This window comes from Methanoculleus chikugoensis (genome assembly GCF_900095385.1).
Classification (GTDB): Archaea; Halobacteriota; Methanomicrobia; order Methanomicrobiales; family Methanoculleaceae; genus Methanoculleus; species Methanoculleus chikugoensis_A.
Map to the genome: position 1 here is coordinate 36300 of NZ_FMID01000028.1, position 17703 is coordinate 54002.

The 17703-nt window shown below is 57.7% G+C and carries 10 protein-coding genes; 8 read left to right on the forward strand and 2 right to left on the reverse strand.

Going from position 1 to position 17703, the window contains the following annotated elements:
- Nucleotides 1–35 precede the first annotated feature (35 nt).
- From L21_RS05940 to L21_RS05975, 8 genes are all read left to right on the forward strand, one after another.
- Complete coding sequence (locus tag L21_RS05940) at nt 36–818, forward strand: hypothetical protein (RefSeq protein ID WP_143727220.1); 783 nt, start codon at nt 36–38, stop codon at nt 816–818.
- Nucleotides 815–1366: a BREX protein BrxB domain-containing protein gene (locus L21_RS05945; protein ID WP_074369578.1), complete on the forward strand. Its 552-nt coding sequence runs from the start codon at nt 815–817 to the stop codon at nt 1364–1366. Before L21_RS05940 ends, L21_RS05945 begins: the two co-directional genes overlap by 4 nt.
- The gene (brxC, locus tag L21_RS05950; RefSeq protein ID WP_074369579.1) at nt 1366–4848 is read left to right on the forward strand and encodes a BREX system P-loop protein BrxC; all 3483 of its coding nucleotides are present in this window, start codon (nt 1366–1368) and stop codon (nt 4846–4848) included. The genes L21_RS05945 and brxC overlap by 1 nt, the downstream gene beginning before the upstream one ends.
- Nucleotides 4845–8033 carry an Eco57I restriction-modification methylase domain-containing protein gene (locus L21_RS05955; RefSeq protein WP_074369580.1) on the forward strand — a complete coding sequence of 1063 codons (3189 nt, stop codon included), beginning with the start codon at nt 4845–4847 and terminating at the stop codon, nt 8031–8033. Before brxC ends, L21_RS05955 begins: the two co-directional genes overlap by 4 nt.
- Complete coding sequence (locus L21_RS05960; RefSeq protein WP_083608826.1) at nt 8002–9651, forward strand: DUF2254 family protein; 1650 nt, start codon at nt 8002–8004, stop codon at nt 9649–9651. The genes L21_RS05955 and L21_RS05960 overlap by 32 nt, the downstream gene beginning before the upstream one ends.
- A gap of 29 nt (nt 9652–9680) precedes the next feature.
- Entirely contained in the window at nt 9681–11978 is a 2298-nt protein-coding gene (pglZ, locus tag L21_RS05965; protein WP_074369582.1) for a BREX-1 system phosphatase PglZ type B, read from the forward strand.
- Nucleotides 11979–11982: 4 nt separating this feature from the next.
- Complete coding sequence (gene brxL, locus L21_RS05970; protein ID WP_074369583.1) at nt 11983–14031, forward strand: protease Lon-related BREX system protein BrxL; 2049 nt, start codon at nt 11983–11985, stop codon at nt 14029–14031.
- A gap of 202 nt (nt 14032–14233) precedes the next feature.
- Complete coding sequence (locus L21_RS05975; protein WP_074369584.1) at nt 14234–14773, forward strand: hypothetical protein; 540 nt, start codon at nt 14234–14236, stop codon at nt 14771–14773.
- A 322-nt stretch (nt 14774–15095) separates the two neighbouring features.
- Here L21_RS05975 and L21_RS05980 read toward each other — a convergent pair whose 3' ends face one another.
- Both L21_RS05980 and L21_RS05985 read right to left on the reverse strand, forming a co-directional pair.
- On the reverse strand, nt 15096–16205 hold the full coding sequence (locus L21_RS05980) for a Fic family protein (RefSeq protein WP_074369585.1): 1110 nt from the start codon (nt 16203–16205) through the stop codon (nt 15096–15098).
- A gap of 310 nt (nt 16206–16515) precedes the next feature.
- Nucleotides 16516–17700, reverse strand: coding sequence for an inorganic phosphate transporter (locus L21_RS05985; protein WP_074369586.1), 1185 nt, complete (start codon nt 17698–17700; stop codon nt 16516–16518).
- Nucleotides 17701–17703: the final 3 nt, after the last annotated feature.

Sequence of the window (17703 nt, forward strand, 5' to 3'; positions counted from 1 at the left end):
AACGTTTTTATCGGAGAACAAGGTTATTAAAACATGTGCAGTACCGTATCAGCGTTCAATCATATCTCAAAGATGCAGGCTTTTTAAACGGAGTCGGAGTGCACACCGCCCGAACAATAATGTTCAAAGAGATTTCAACCATTCTGGGCACAACTGATGTAGATACTTCGTTCGATGAAATCAAGGGTAAAGTAATCGATGAGAACCTACTCCAAAAGGCCAGCATCTCCGGGAGACGAAAGTCATTTGCTCATCTGAAGAAAGCATACGGGCTCGATCTCGACATCCCAATTTTCAGAGCGCTCCGCTGGGCATGGACCGTGAGCGAAGAAGGCGAACGTCCACTCCTGGCACTTCTCTGTGTTCTCTGTCGCGATGCATCTCTCCGTGTTTCAGCATCTTACATCCTTACCCTGCCTATTGGAACGTTCGTGGAGAAACAGGCGCTGTCCTCAGAACTGGAGCGCGCATTTCCAAACGTGTATAGCCCGGCAGTGGTCGAGTCGATGACCAAAAACCTGCTCTCATCATGGACTCAGTCCGGGCATCTCCAGGGGTTCCAGAATAAGAGTCGAGCGAAAGCCTCGTCTCACGCCGGGTCAACTGTGTTTGCGCTTTATATTGCGTCTTTGACCGGATTAAAGGGGCGGACACTCTTTGACTCACTCTGGGTTCGGGCGCTCGATGCAACCGATCGCGAACTTCAGGACTCAATTCACCTGGCATCGCGGCGTGGGTGGCTGAAATATCACGAAAGTGGTGGTATGATGGAGATTACTTTAATACCTGAGATATTCGCCGGGGCGAGAGGGCTATGAGTAAGATAGATGATCTGCTCGCGGCGTATCAAAAACAGATCTCGCTCCCCTGGAATGATCTACTATCGCCGCAGGAGAAGGTCTGGTTCTGCATTTACGATCCTTCACAGGAACGCCGGCTCAGGAAGCAGATGGAGGCGTTCGCCATCGTCACCCAGGAGACGGGGCATGACTGGATCCCGATCGACGTTACGTTCCTCTTTGAGCAGTTTCTCGCATCCAACGAGCATCACGAGAAATACTACCGGAATCCCAGGCTCATGAAATTCGAAGAGAAGAACTTCCTCGAGCATCTCTCAAACTACGTTGGGAGCCGGGCCAGTTCGAGCACTCCATCGTCTGTTGTTGCGATCAGCGGTATTGGGGCACTGTATGGCATCATACGTGTCAGCAAGATCGTCGAGGAGATTGTGAAGACCGTCCCGATTCCCGGTCGCCTTCTGGTTTTTTTCCCTGGAGAGCGGGATGGAAGAAACTACCGATTATTAAAGGCACGGGATGGGTGGAACTATCTCGCCACCCCTATTGAGGCAGAGGAGATGGAGTAATGACAGTAAATTCCCTTACAGTCTTAAATCGCGAGGTATTCTACAACGATCCTACGACCTACGCCCTACCAAACGACGGCGTGGCGAGGGTAGGGCCGCTTCCGGAGGACAGAGAGGACAAGCAATGGGCTGTTGCACGTTACGAACTCGAACACTTCGTCTGTGAAGGATCTTACCACGACGGGCTAAAGAGAATCCTTAAATCGTATATCGAGAACCTCGATCAGGGATCACAACCCGCCGTCTGGGTGAGTGGGTTCTTTGGGTCAGGTAAATCGCACCTCGTTCGCGTGCTCGAGTTTCTGTGGTCAGATCTCAGTTTTGTCGACGGGGCCACCGCCCGCGGGATCTGCAATCTTCCATCAGACATTGAAGAAGCCTTGAGAGAGTTAACGACAGAGGCTCGTCGGGCTGGGGGTATCTGGTCTGCGGCCGGGACACTCTCCAGCGGCGATTCAGATGATCCTCGTCTTGCGGTGCTCCAGGTGGTGCTCCGTTCCGCAGGCCTGCCTGATATCCTCGACATCGCACGCGTACATCTCTGGCTCGCGCACGAGGGTATCCTCGACGGCATGCGCGAGAAGTTACGGGCGATCGGGAAAGAGAAGGATATGGAACTGCCGTTCGTTTCGGAACATTTTGCGCAGGCCCTTCTTGAACTGAAACCAAGGTTCGCCGAGTCCGCCACACAGGCAACCGAGTTTCTCAGCAACCAGTTCATCACGGACCGCCAGATGACGAACGCCGAACTGATCGGCCTGATGAAGGACATCTTCCTCCTCAAGGGTTCGGCCAGAGGGCAGGTTCCTCTTGTTCTTCTCGTGCTCGATGAGGTGCAGCAGTACCTGACGATCGGAGAAGGGAGCAAGCAGCTGCTCGCATTTCAGGAGATCATCGAGGCCTGCTGTAAAAGTTTCGGGGGGAAGTTGCTCGTCGTCGCTACCGGGCAGGAAGCCCTCCAGGCGAACGTCCTGCTCCAGAGGCTTCAGGGGCGCTTTTCGGTCCCGGTTCAACTGGAGTCGAAGGATGTCGATGTCGTGCTTCACCAGACTGTGCTTCGCAAGAAGGAGTCGATGAAGAAGCCGTTGCAGTCGGTCTTCGACCAGGTGAACGGGGAGATATCAAGGCATCTCGGCGGGACGAAACTCGCTCACCAGATGGAGGACGACGCCGCCCTCCTCCTCGATTATCCGCTTCTTCCCACCCGAAAGCGGCTATGGGATAGGATTCTGCACGCTGTTGACACCGGCGGCATGAGTACGCAGCTACGCACGCAGCTGCGTCTGGCATACGAAGGTTCCCGGAGCACTGCGCTTGAACCCATCGGGAGCGTCATTCCGGCAGACTTCATCTTCAACCAGTTGAGCACCTACCTGATACGGAACGGGCTGCTTGCGGATGAGATCAACGAGATGATCCGGAAGGAGGATGACGGGACACCGGACGGGAACCTCAGGTCACGCATCTGTGCACTGATCTACCTCATCCAGTATGTCGACGAGTCGTTCGGGGTTTACGCGAACGCACAGACGTTATCCGATCTTCTGGTCACGGATCTCCCTGCAGGGAGCGAGATGCTGCGGAAGAAGGTTCCTGAGCTTCTTCTGGAACTCAATGACCGCGGCGTGATCAGCGATGTGGGGAACCGGGTCTACCATATCCAGACCAAGGAGGGAAAGGCCTGGGACTCGGATTATCGGACGAAGCTTGCGCAGTACAAGGCGGACGATTCGAGAGTCATGTTCAAGCGGGATGAACTGCTCGGCCGCGCGGTTGAAGAAAAGTTGCGTGGGCTCAGCCTGGTCCAGGGGAAGAGCAAGACCCCGCGCCAGACGGAATTTACTGTCTTCGGGTCGCAGAAACCGGAGATCGGCACGAAAGTTCCAGTCTGGATTCGCCACGGGTGGGAGGTGCCGGAGTCCCAGGTGAGATCCGAGGCACAGGAGGAGGGGACCGAGAGTCCCCTGCTCATGGTCTTCCTGCCCCGGATGCACCACAATGAGATCCGGAATGAGATCGCCGGAATGCTTGCCGCCACCGAGATACTTCAGAGCCGGCCGACACCGACGACGTCGGAAGGGCATCAGGCCAGAACCAATATCGAGGCAAAATGCAGGAACCACGAAACGAAACTCACGGAGTATATCACATCCATTCTTGCGAACACGAAGTTGTATCCCGGGGGCGGGAGCCCGGTTGACTGCCCGGATCTGGTCAAAGCAGTCCGCGACGCGGCGCAGAACTCGATCCTCCGGATGTTTCCGCGGTTCAGCGATGCGGATGCCGTCGGCTGGGACCGGGTGATCCCCCGGGTAAAAGCAGATGCAAAAGCTCCGCTTGAGACGATCGGCTTTGCCCGGGCGACTGAGGAGCATCCGGTCTGCAAAGAGATCCTGCACCGGCTGCACTCGGGTCCAAAGACCGGCAATGAGATCCGGAACGCGCTCGACGCTCCGCCGTTCGGGTGGCCGAGGGATGCGATAGACGGAGCGCTCATTGCCCTCTGTGCCTCGGAGCATCTGGTCGCCACACTGCAGCGGAAACCGGTTCCCGCGAAGGAGATCGACCGGAAGAGTCTTGGGAAGATGGAGTTCCGCACGGAGACGGTCGTACTCGAGACCAACGATAAGATCGCCCTGCGGGGTGTCTGCAGCGTCCTCGCGATCCCGACCGAGGGTGTTGCAGAGGTTGAGTCCGCACGCAGTGTGCTCGATGCGATACGTGCGCTCGCCGGGAAGACCGGAGGTAAAGCGCCGCTGCCGGAGCCGGAGGTGCCGGAGTATCTCTCTGAACTGCGGACACTCTCCGGGAATCAGCTCGTTAAAGCGATCGTGGCCCGTCAGTCGGAGATCCGGAGTGACGTCCGGAGATGGCAACAGACGGCCGGACGGATCGAAGAGCGCATGCCTGCGTGGACACAGCTGGCAACCCTGATCGATTATGCGGAGGGGCTCGACGTCCTCGACGAGGTCCGGGAACAGTATGACGCGATACTGGAGCGGCGGAGCCTGCTCAACGATCCCGATCCGGTGCCTCCTCTCCTGCAGAAGATCCGGAGCAGGTTGCGCGAAGCCCTGACCGAGGGGGCGAAGCAGGTGAAACATGCGCAGGAAACCGTGCTTGACGAGTTGCAGGACGACGCCCTCTGGATGCGGCTCCCAGAGTCTCAGAAGGGGGATCTCCTGAGCAGGCACCAACTTGTCGTCCAGTCCCTCCCCTCGCTGAAGGACGATGTGGCCATAATCGGGCAGCTCAAGAAGACGCCGCTTGCCTCGTTCGCGCAGACAGCCCGCCTGATCGAAGGGTCTCTGCCTGAGATCAGGGCGGAGATGGCGAAGCTGCTTGAGCCGAAGACGGTGACGGTGCGGCTCGCATCGGGGGTCGTCGTTAAGACGGAGGAGGATCTCGATGCTTACCTGGCCGACCTGAGGCTCCGGGCAATGAGCGAACTGGAGCAGGGCAACCCGGTGGTGTTGAAGTGACGGTGCTGGAGAAGTCCACCCGGAACCAACTGGACAAGGCGGTGCAGGCCGCCCGCCGGGCCGCGACCGCCGGCGCCGACCGAGCCCTGCGGGCGCTCGCCGTGGACCAGGAGAAGAAGCCGGCGCATCTGACCCCGGAGCAGAGCGAACTGCGCCGCCGGCTCCGTGTCCGGTGCCGGGGGCTCGGGTCATGGCAGGACCTCGTCCGGGCAGTCGCGTATGAGCAGTGGCACCGGATGCTGTTTGCCCGGTTCCTGGCCGAGAACGACCTCCTGATCCACCCGGAGTATCATGCGCCGGTGACGCTTGAGGAGTGTGCCGAGATCGCGCGGGACCGCGGGCTCGACCCGTGGGAGGTCGCGGCCGAGTATGCGGCCGGGATGCTGCCGGGCATCTTCCAGCAGGACGATCCCCTCCTGCTCCTGAAGTATGCCCCGGAGGACCGGGCCGCCCTGCAGGAGATCCTTACGGGGATTCCGGCGGAGACATTCCGCACGCAGGACGCGCTCGGCTGGACCTACCAGTTCTGGCAGACGGAGGAGAAGGCGACGGTCAACAAGTCCGGGAAGAAGATCGAGGGAGCAGACATCTGCGCCGTGACGCAGCTCTTCACCGAGCCGTACATGGTGCAGTTCCTGCTGCAGAACACGCTTGGCGCCTGGTGGCTCGACCGACACCCGGAGAGCCCGCTCCGTGCGGAGTGGGTCTACTATAAGGATCAGGTGCAGCACGACTTCTCAGCGTTCCCGGAGAAGGCCGGCGACCTGAAGATCCTCGATCCTGCCTGCGGCAGCGGACATTTCCTCGTCGAAGCGTTCCACATGCTGCTTGCGATGCGGCAGGAGGAGGGCGAACCCCTTGAAGCGGCGATCGCGGGCATCGTCCGGGACAACCTGCACGGGCTTGAGATCGATCCCCGCTGCATCCAGATCGCCGGGTTTGCCGTCGCGATGGAGGCGTGGAAGGCCGGTTTCCCCACCGACGAGTACCTGCCGCTCCCGAACCTCGCCTGCGTCGGCCTCCCCATCCGTGCGGAGAAGGAGGAGTGGCTGAAGCTTGCCGGCGGGGACGGGCTGCTCGAAGGCGAACTTGAGAAGTACTACGACCTCTTCAAGAACGCCGACAGCCTCGGCAGCCTGATCCAGATCGAGGAGGGCGGCACGCTCGTCCCCGGCGATGTGCTGACGCAGAAGCTGGAGAGGGCGCTAGCAAAGGAGAAGGCGACCGGCGATCCGGTGGCGGAGGCGTTCGGGGAGACGGCGAGCGGGGTGTTGAAAGCGGTCCATTACCTAAGAAAGAAGGACTTCCATATTGTGGTGACGAACCCGCCGTTTTTAGGATATAGAAAACAGATCAAGATATTGCAAGACTATTGTGAACAAAAATATCCCCATTCAAATGCCGATTTAGCAACGTCGTTTTTTGAAAGGTGCAACTCATTCGTGAGACCCTATGGGCAATATGGGCTTGTAACTCCCCAAAACTGGCTATATTTAACCACATATGAGATATTAAGAACCACTTATCTTCATAATCAAATGTTTGGCACGGTTGCTAGACTAGGAGCGAATGCATTTGAAACGATTGGTGGATCTGTTGTTCAAGTAGCATTGATTACATTAGCAAATACGCATCCAAAAGAGGAATCTATCTTTCTCTTTTCGGATCTATTAGCAACTAAATCGACGATTGAAAAGTCCACGGAACTAAAAGAAAATTTTAAAGAAATCCATCAAAAAGATCAATTGAAAAATCCAGATGCACGAATCGGATTGGATGCAGATTTGAGTTGTTCTAAGACGCTGGATAATTTTTGCTATTCAGCACAGGGCATAGGAACAACAGATAACCCTCATTTTGTAATAAAATTTTGGGAGATTGCTGAAATAAATGGAGATTGGGTTTACTTCCAGACTGCAAATAAAACAAATAGTCTAATTGGCGGATATCATTCTCTATTGAGATGGGGGTCGGAATATTTTGATTACATTAACCTACTCAAATCGCAAAACAGGATTGGGGGGGGATGGCAAGCCGGGCGTTTAGCATGGGGTCACAAGGGTTATGCAATTAATGTAACCGGTTCAAAATATGTTACGATTTACTCTGGATGTAAATTTGATACCACGATTGGAGTTGTCATACCCCGTGAAGAGAGATACCTTGCAGCGATTTACCGTTATATTACTTCAACAGAATATATCGATAATTTATTGAAAATCGATCCCACATTAAGCATAACTGAAGGGACGCTAATTAAGGTCCCCTTCGACCTCTCTTATTGGCAAAAAGTCGCTGATGAGATGGGCCCGCTCCCCGAACCCCACTCCGACGACCCCACCCAGTGGCTCTTCAAGGGCAACATCGCCGGCAGCGAACTGCCGCTCCACGTTGCCATCGCCCGGATGCTCGGCTACCGCTGGCCGGAGCAGCCGGCAGACGATCCCGCCGACGCCTTCGCCGACCAGGACGGTATCGTCTGCATCCCGCCGGTCTGGGGCGAGCGCCCGGCGGTCGAACTGCTCCGGAGCATCCTCGCCGCCGCGTACGGGAGCGAGTGGTCGCCGCGGAAGGAAGAAGAACTCCTGCGGCAGGCCGGATACATGAAGAACGGCGGCCTCGAAGGGTTCCTCCGCGACGAGTTCTTCGCGTCGCACTGCAAGCTCTTCCACCACCGGCCGTTCATCTGGCAGGTCTGGGACGGCACGAAAGACGGGTTCTCGGTGCTGCTCAACTACCACAAACTCAACCGGAGGACGCTTGAGAAACTGATCTACACCTACCTCGGCAACAACTGGATCTCGCAGCAGAAGGACGAGGTCCGGCAGGAGAAACCCGGCGCCGAGCGGAGGCTTGCCGCCGCCGAAGCGCTCCAGGCGAAGCTCGAGCAGATCCTCGAAGGCGAGCCGCCGTATGACATCTACGTCCGGTGGAAACCGCTCCACGAGCAGGCGGTGGGCTGGGAGCCGGATTTGAACGACGGTGTGCGGATGAACATCCGGCCGTTCATGGAGGCCGGCGTCCTGCGGTGGAAACCGAACGTCAAGTGGGGCAAGGACCGGGGCACCGATCCGGTCCCGAACTGCTCCGGGACGACGGAGCGGTTGAACGACCTGCACTTTACGCTCGCGGAGAAGCGGAAGGCGAGGGAGAATGCTGGAAGGATTGAGACAGAAAGTCAGTGATTGGATAAATGCTGATCCCTATAGGCGTGGGTTTGGTATTTATAGTGCCCTTTTTATATCGGCATTTGCTGCAGCTTTGTTGATTGTATTAACTTTTCCAGAATTCAGTATCACCGAAGAGAGCGCCCGATCTTTTATTAGCACTTCCAACCAGATCCAGGCAACAATTCTTGCTATTGTAATTTCTCTCACGCTCCTTGCAGTTGAAATGACTGCATCAAAGTATTCGCCGAGAGTCATTGAAATATTCAAGAAAAGTGCGACACTGTGGTTTTTCCTCTTTAGCTACATTCTCTCTATTATAATCGGCTCGATAATTCTCATACAAATCAATGGTTCTAATTCGCCGATACCTACTACACTCGGAACGCTTTTTGTTCTTGTATTAGGGATGTATCTGTCCTTAATGCTTATTCTCTACGTCTTCAATACCCTAGATCTCCTAAATATGGAGAGAATTGTTGAAAATCTCGTGGATTTGATCGATACAGAGACGATCAGTCCGCAAGTTGATCCGTTCCAATCAGTCTTTGATGTCATTTATGGCGCAATTAAGATTAATGATTTTACAACCATGAGCACGGGGTTGACCTACGTTGAAAGACGATTTAAACAGCTTATCGCTAATGGTCCGGCGAATTGGCAGGACGATTACATTTCGTTCCGGCTCTTTGATGATATCAAACGCTGTGGATTCTTGCTCATCGAAAAGAGGGAAGATAAATATGTGTTTGAGATTATCACTCGTTTGAAAACAATTAATGAATGGGCTTTCAAAGAGCAGCGGATACTTGTTCTTAATAGATCTTGCTCCGCGATAGAAGATGTTGCAGTTAAAGCGTGCGAATATAATCTGGTTTCTGTTGTTAATCATTCACTCACAACATTAAAAGAAACAGCCAAATCTATTGGAGGCATTGAGGGATTATCTCAAGATGATGGTATTACGAAAAAATGGAGGCACACATTATTCTCGTTCGTTGAATCGATAAGCAACATTGGTAAAGCTTCGGTTAGGCATGATCTGGACACTTCGTCACAGAAAGCAATTGAAATACTTGATAGCCTTGGAAGGTATGCAATAGAAAAGAACCTTATCTTCGAGGATGATTTTGTCTTTAAAAGAATCGGTGAGATAATACTCGAATATGTAAACCGGGATAAAACTACGTTAGTTAATTCATCGGTTCAGATGTTGCAATTCCTTGGCGAGTATGCCGTCGATCACAATCATAGCAAGGAAGCGCTTTGGATACTGGATGAATTAAGAAAAATTGGGAAAAACGCAGCGCATCAAAAGAAGGCGCAGGTTATCCAGAGGGTGGCAGGTGCAATTCAATCTATTGCCATTTGTGCTACAGCAAAAAAGAGGAGCGATATTGAAGCAAATACTATTGACTTAATTGTGAAGTTTAAATTGATATACCCTGCACTTTTTAAAAGTGGGAAGGGAGTTCAGTTATTTGATTATAACCCTCCCGATACAATCACAATTCCTAAAGAAGAGTATGATTTAGTATTCCAGTACGAGTCTTACCTAGTGGACGAATATCTTCGTCCACCAGACGATTGGGAAGGCGATTATGACGATGATGGAACAATTGTCATCTCGCTCTAACTTACATCAGACTACATGAGGAAATCCAGATGAAACAAACCTTCCTTGACCGGGTCCGCGAATCGCTTACCAGCGCCATGAACGATTACAACCGGGAAGACGTCGTCCGGCAGCAGGTGGTCGTCTTCCCGGACAAGAACGGCGAGTGGGCGCCCATCGTTGCCCGCCTCCGGGACAGCCTCCCCATCATCACCTTCGGCGCCTATGACCCGGAACACCTCACCGGCCCGGCCATCTACCTCCGCTGCCTCGTCGCCCATACCATCGACTCACCCCTCACAAAAGACCAGCCGGTCATCGTGTACCTCCCCGGATACTCACGCGAGCAGCTCCGGAACCTCGAAGACTGCCCCGATGAGATCAAACCGCTCGCCGGCCTCCAGTACCTCGGCAACGTCTGGTCGCAGCGGAACGGGCGCGACTGGACCGTGCTTGCGTTTCTGAAGACGAGCCAGGGCGGCCTCTCCATCCAGGTCCACGACGACGCCGAGACACGGGATGCCATCCGGAGCGCCGCGGCCGTCCTCGCCGACGAATCTGTCGAGTTCCTGAAAGCAAAGGAGCCGCTCAACGCGGCCTTCTTTGACGAACTCCACCACCCCGACCCGAACAAGCAGATCCTCCAGTGGATGAACGCCCCGGCCGGGGAAGAGCAGCGGATGAAGGTCAGCGGCGACTGGGGAGCGTTCTGTAAGATATGCGGGAAAGAGTACGACTTCGACCCGGAGAAGGACGGTGCGTCTACCGCCGCGGAGAAACTGGGCTCTCAGTCCGGCAGGTGGGCGGACGTATGGGAGCGGTTCACGGAGAAGCCCGGGGCCTACCCTGAGATCCCCCGGCTCCTCCGTAGCGTAAAATTGCCCGGCTGGATGCCCTATCCGGACTCATGGCCGCAGTACAACGACGCACGCGAGAAAGAACTCTACCTGGTCTTCATGGCCCTTGCCGAGGCCTCCCCGGAGGAAGCGCGCAGGCAGATCGCGGATCTGGAACGGGTACATGCCCCGCGGCGGGAGTGGGTCTGGGCCGGAATGGGGGAGAGCCCCCTCGCACGGGCTCTCGAACACCTCGCGCACCTCGCGATCATCACAAACGACATGATGTTCGGGGGAACCGTACTCGAGCAGGCAGAGCGCTACGCCAATACCACATGGCAGGCCGACGATGCCGTGGTCCGTGCACTTGAGCAGGCGACGGACAGGAAGAGCAGCGAGGCCGTTGCAGCCGTTGTCAACGTGCTCTACCGGAACTGGCTCGACGCGATGGCAGAGGCGTTCCAGAAGGAGTGGCTGCGGGAACCGGCACCGATGCGCAAAGAGAACCAGGAACCCGTTGCCGGCGAGGTCCTGCTCTTTGTCGACGGCCTCCGCATGGACCTCGGCCATCGCCTCTCTTCGAGTCTGAAGGATGCCGGATACTCCTGCAGCCTCTCCCACCGCTTCAGTGCTCTTCCAACGCAGACCTCGACGGCAAAACCGGCGGTCATGCCGATCGCCGGTGAACTCGTTGCCGGGGAAAAACTGACCCCCAGAACGAAGAGCGGGGCGCTCGCGACGATCACCGCATTACGCAGCATCCTTAACGACAAAGGGTTCAGCGTACTCAGCGACTCCGAGACCGGCGATCCTGCGCACTCCGCCTGGACAGACTGCGGAGACATCGATACGGAAGGGCATAACAAAGGGGCTGCCCTCCCTGCAGTCCTCGACCGGGAGCTCGAGAAGATCCGCGACCGGGCGATCGAACTCCTTGAGGCCGGCTGGCAGCAGGTGCGCATCGTCACCGACCACGGCTGGCTCCTCCTCCCGGGCAAACTCCGGAAGACCGAACTGAAACCCGGGCTCACCGAGGTGAAGAAGGGGCGCTGCGCCGAGCTGCGGGCCGACGCAGAGACCGACTACCCCGTGGTCCGGTGGTTCTGGGACCACAACATCCGGATCGCTCTGGCTCCCGGAGTCTCCTGTTTCGAGGAGGGGAAAGAATACGAGCACGGCGGCCTCAGCCCGCAGGAGACTGTCGTGCCGGAGATTGTCGTAAAAATCGGTGCGACCCGCAGCAAGGGTATCGAGATCGGCCAGATCCGGTGGGTCGGAATGATCTGCAGGGTTCATGTTGACGGTGCCGAAGGCTACACTGTCGACATCCGGTGGAGACCGGCCGATACAGAGAGCAGCGTCACGACCGGCAGCCGTACAGTCAGCATCGAGGGCAACGCCTCGCTCACCGTCGAAGATAGCAGCAACGAAGGGAAAGAGGCCTGGCTCGTCGTTCTGGACAGCCAGAACTCTCCCGTAGCACAGCGAGGTGTCCGAATAGGACTGGAGTGATAGAATGGTGGATCTTGACACGCTTGATGCAAAAGTAACAACGGCGTTTGAAGGCTACGTGGTCCGGAAGGACCTCGCCCAGAAGTTCCGTGGCGGCTACCCCGTTCCAACCTACGTCGCCGAGTTTCTGATCGGTAAGTACTGTGCGACCACCGACGAAGCAGAGATTCGCGAAGGCCTCGCCATCGTCCAGCGGCAACTCACCGAACGGATCGTCCGCGCCGGTGAGAACGAACTCTTCAAAGCCCGCGCCCGCGAGCAGGGCTCGGTCAAGGTGATCGACCTGATCACAGCCCGGCTCGACACGCGCTCAGACACGTTCGTGGCCACCATCCCTACCCTCCTCCTCAACGATGTCTACATCCCGGCCGAGATGGTCTACGAGAACGAGCGGATGCTGACCGGCGGGTTCTACGCCGAGGTCGAACTCGAGTATGGCTCCGGCCCCGGCGAGGGCAAGAGCGGCCGACCGTTCTCCATCACCAACCTCCGGCCGATCCAGCTCTCCAAGCGAAATGTCCTCAATGATCTGGCCCGTGGCCGCGAGGAAATGACCACCCGTGAGTGGAAAGACTTCCTGATCCGCAGTATCGGCCTTGAACCTTCTTCCTTTGACGAACGGGCGCAGAACGTCCTCTTCCTTCGGATGGTCCCGTTTGTCGAGAAGAACTACAACTGCATCGAACTCGGCCCGCGGGGCACGGGCAAGTCCTATCTCTACCAGCAGATCAGCCCCTACTCGCACCTCGTCTCCGGTGGCAAGGCGACCGTAGCCAAGATGTTCGTCAACAACGCCTCCGGGCAGCGTGGTCTCGTCTGCCAGTATGATGTCGTCTGCTTCGACGAAGTCTCCGGGATCAGGTTCGACCAGAAGGACGGCGTCAACATCATGAAAGGCTACATGGAGTCGGGCGAGTTCAGCCGCGGCCGCGAGAGCATCCGCGCCGAGGGCGGCATCATCATGCTCGGGAACTTCGATGTCGACGTCGAGCACCAGCAACGGATCGGCCACCTCTTCGGCCCGATGCCTCCCGAGATGCGAGACGACACGGCCTTCATGGACCGGATCCACAGTTACATCCCGGGATGGGATTACCCGAAGATCCATCCCTCCATGATGACCGAACACTACGGGCTCGTCAGCGACTTCCTCAGCGAGTCCTGGCGGCAGCTCCGGAACGGCAGCCGGCTCCACCTGATCACCGACCGGCTCCTTCTCGGTGACGCACTGTCGGGCCGCGACCGTCGTGCGGTCCTGAAGACGATCGACGGTCTTCTCAAACTTCTTTATCCGTCACCTGACTGCGAGATCTCAGATGACGATCTCGAATGGGCCACTCGTATTGCTCTCGAGTCACGGCGCCGGGTGAAGGAGCAACAGAAGCGTATCGGATCGGCTGAGTTCCGGAACACGATGTTCAGCTACCGGCTCGGGCCGGATGGGATTGAGCAGTATGTCACCACCCCGGAACTTCACAGGGAGAACGCGATCAGCCCCGAACCGCTGCCGCCTGGACAATGCTGGGCCGTAGGGCCTGGCGAGGAGGGAGGGGGTAGCGGCCTCTATAAGATCGAGGTGACGGTCACACCCGGCTCAAGCATCAGGTTGATCAACGTCAAGGCGCCGGCAGGGCTTCGTGAGAGCCTCCGGGCGGCCGAGCAGGTGCTCTACACTCAGGCTCGCCATCTGGTTGGCGATCACGATCCTGGAGATGCCGAGTATTCGGTCCAGGTGAGATCGATGACGCCGGTCGGCGCTGGCGCATCTCTCTCGGTCTCGATCCTCATGGCTCTCGCCTCGGCCACGCTCAACAGGAGTCTTAAGGGAGGCATGGCGATCGCAGGAGGTATGAGTGTCGGGGGCACTATCGAGCCTGTATACCATGCGCTCGACATGGCAGAGCTTGTGGTCGAAAAGGGAGCGACCATGCTCCTTCTCCCTGTTGCAAGCCGCCGGCAGATGAACGAGATGTCGGACGAGTTAGCAGCCCGGCTCACCGTGATCTACTATACCGATCCCCGCGATGCGTTCCTTAAGGCGATAGGAGAGTGAGTGGAACATGGTGGAGCCACAAATATCACTCTGGTTACCACCACAGTTCCTTCTACGTGCTTAACCAAGGATCCCTGCCTCTAGGAGAGCGAAAACAAAATGGAGCTAGATACCAATTAGATGCTTGAAAAAGTTGATAGGAGCGCTTGTAATCGGGCAAAATCCAAAAACCTAAATTAATCCTCACCCTATCCTCTTTTCCATGGGCTTTCTCGATAAACTAGCAAAGACGCTCGACCTCTGGCTGGCGGACGAAGAAGCGGAAGACGTCAACTACCAAAAAGGGACGGACTTCGAGAAATATGTCGCAGGCCTTTTCACCCGGAGATCCGACTACTTCGCCATCAGCGACTGGACGCGAGACAATCACGACAAGAGCAAGGGCATCTATGTGGAGTCCAACACCAACCCGGATCTCGTTATTCGCTACAAGCCGACGAACGAGAAGTTTGCCGTCGAATGCAAGTACCGCTCCGGATTTTACAGGAGCCAGAAGATCAATGGGCCCGTCGTCAAATGGGCGGCTCCCGACCAGATCAGGAGATATAACGCCTACTCCCGGTCGAACCGCATCCCTGTCTTCGTGGTGATCGGTGTCGGAGGCAGCCCGAAAAAGCCGGCCACGATGTTCTGTATCCCTCTCGGAGATGCGAAATATCCCGAAATCTTCCCGAGCGTCTTTGAAAAATACGAACGGGACCCCGGAAAGACCTTCTTCTGGCGGGACGGGATGCTGAAATAGTCCCCTCACCCGGCCGAGCCCCCCCCACAATCACCGCCACCACCCTCGCCGGGCCGATCGCGCCGCCCCCGCCCCGCAAACCGCGGCCCCGGCAGCCCCGCGGGCCCCGATCGTTGTGCGGCAGCGGTGTCGCACCACCTCTTTTGTGCGACACAAAACTTATTCTATGTCGCACAAGATCGGTTGTGGGTCATGGGTGTCGCACAAATTCCGTTGCGCGTCATGGTTGCCCTGCAACCGTCCCCGGGGCATGGAATACGCCGGTGCATACAACGTTGCATGGCGAATCGATCCACAGGACGGCTCGCAGGTACCGGGGTATTCACAACCGGTCTCCTTCGGTGATGGCGAGCAGGCGCGGGAAGGCATAGGTCGCGGCACGCCTTCCCCCGCCCTCCGCGAGGACGGCGATGATCCCGTGTTCCCGGAGTTGCTGGAGGATCCGCTCTGCCGCCCTCCGTGGTATCGCCGCCTGCTCGAAAAACTCAGCCGAACTGAAGATCGGCGTCTTAAAGAGCGCATCGAGCGCGGCGACCGCATACTGCGACCGGGTCACCTCCGGCACCGTCTGCTTCATCTCGTCGTAAAGGTCGAGGATTGCCGTTGCTTTCCGGCCGTTCGCCCCCGCCTGCTCCTCGATGGCGTGGAGGAAGAACGCGATCCAGCCGTTCCAGTCCCCGTCCCGCGAGACCGCGAGCAGCCGCTCGTAGTAGACCGGCCGGTTCCGCTCAAGGTAGGCGCTGATATAGAACATCGGGCTTCCTATCAGCCCCTTATCGTACAGGATCAACGGCACGAGCATCCGCCCGATACGCCCGTTGCCGTCGCAGAACGGGTGGATGAGTTCGAACTGGGCCTTCAGGACCGAGAGTTGGACGAGAACGTCCAACTCCCCGCCCTGCAGGTATGCCTCCCAGTCCCCGAGCGCCCCGGAAAGATCCTCCGGCGCCGGCGGGATATAGATCGCGTGCTCGATCTGGGCGTCCCGCCCGATGAAGTTCTGGATCGTGCGGACGCACCCCGGTTCCCGGTCCATGCCCCGGCTGCCGGAGAGAAGGACCCGGTGCAGGTCGCAGACGAGGGCTAGATCCAGCCGCCGGGTCTTGAGAGCTTCCACCGCGGTATTCAGCGCCTCCCGGTAGTTGATGATCTCCCGGATGTCGGCAAGCGCCGCATCGCCGATCGGCTCCTTCGGGTTCGCCTCAAAGCGCAGGACGTCTTCGAGCGATGCCTGGGTTCCCTCGATCCGTGACGAGAGCACCGCCTCCTGGGTCAGGAGCGGGGAGAGGAGGAGCCGCGGGTTCGGGATCGCCTGGAGGATGCCGTCGTACCGGGCGAGGGCGCGGTTCGCCGACGCAATCCGGGGGATATGGGCCTCCCAGTCGATGCCTGCCGGGGGCAGCGGCTCCGGGACGTAGGGTTGGACCGTCACGCCGTCTCTGCCTCCTGGTTATCCACTCCTGTCATTCTTCACCCTCCGCAAGGTCGTAGTTCGTCCGTACCACCCCGATATCGTGCTCGAGACTCACCATCTGCTTGCCGTTCATCAGGGCAATCGGCGTCCTGTCCGGCTGCTCCGCGTCCTGCCGTATAACTATTTGATGGCGAGAGAGTGTATTAAGAGTGCTTATTTACGATTGCGCGGGTTCCAAACCGACGGATCCGCCGGCCATCTCGCCCGGTATAAACGATTCAAACCCGGACCCCACTGGTCCTATACCAAAAAGATGGATCTCCCGCCCTCAAACAATCGCGCCAAACGCCGCCTGGCCGACAACGTAGCAGAGCCCGGCCACGATCGCCGCCGCCGGGATGGTCAGGACCCACGCGGCGACGATCTCGCGGACCACGCCCCACTTGACCGCCGAGTAGCCGCGTGTCGCGCCGACACCCATGATCGCGCCGGTCGTCGCATGGGTCGTCGAGACGGAGATACCGAAGATCGTCATCAGCGAGAGGACGCCCCCGGCAGTGGCCGATGCCGAAAACCCCTGGTAGGGCCGGATCTTCGTGATCCGGTTGGCCATCTTGTCGATGACCCGCCAGCCCCCTAAGAACGTCCCGACCGACATGGCGAGCGACGACGCCAGTATGACCCAGAGCGGGACCGAGAACTCGGCGATCAGCCCGCCGGCAAGGAGCATGGCGGTGATGATGCCCATCGCGTTCTGGGCATCGTTCGCGCCGTGGCCGATCGCCTGAAACGACCCCGAGAATATCTGGAGGTTCCGAAAAAGGCCCGATAGGCGCCGCGGATGATAGTTGCGGAAGACATTGACGACGAGGGTGCTGAGGGCGAACGCCACGATGAACCCGAGCATCGGGGAGACGACGATGAAGATCAGGATCCCGAGGATGCCGCTGATCTTCAAAAATCCGGTTGCCATGGCGAGCGGGATGACCGCCGTCACCCCGATGAGTCCGCCGAGGAGGAGGTTCCACGGCTTGAAGTCACCCCGATGATACGCAACCACACCCGTGACGACCGCACCGAGGACCGCGCCGGTGAGCCCGTAGAAGAAGACCTGCTCGACCATATCAAGCGACGGCCAGAGCACCGCCCCCGTCCCCGCCGCAGCGATTCCCGTGCCGAGGAGGCCCCCGATCAGGGCGTGGCTGCTCGATACCGGGATCCCGAGGAACGATGTCACGAGGACCCAGAGGACCGCACCGACCAGGGCCACCAGGATCAGCGTCGGCGTAAGGAAGGAGGGGTCGACGATCCCTCTTCCAATGGTTGCCGCAATTGCCGTAGTGAAGAGGAGAGGGCCGAGGAGGTTGAAGACCCCCGCGAGGAGGACCGCCTGCAGGGGGGTCAGGGCTTTTGTCGCGATGATGGTGGCGATCGAGTTGGCGGCATCGTTCAAGCCGTTTGCAAAATTAAAGAGGAGGGCTAGAAGAATGCCGAGGATGACGATCGGGTCCATAGC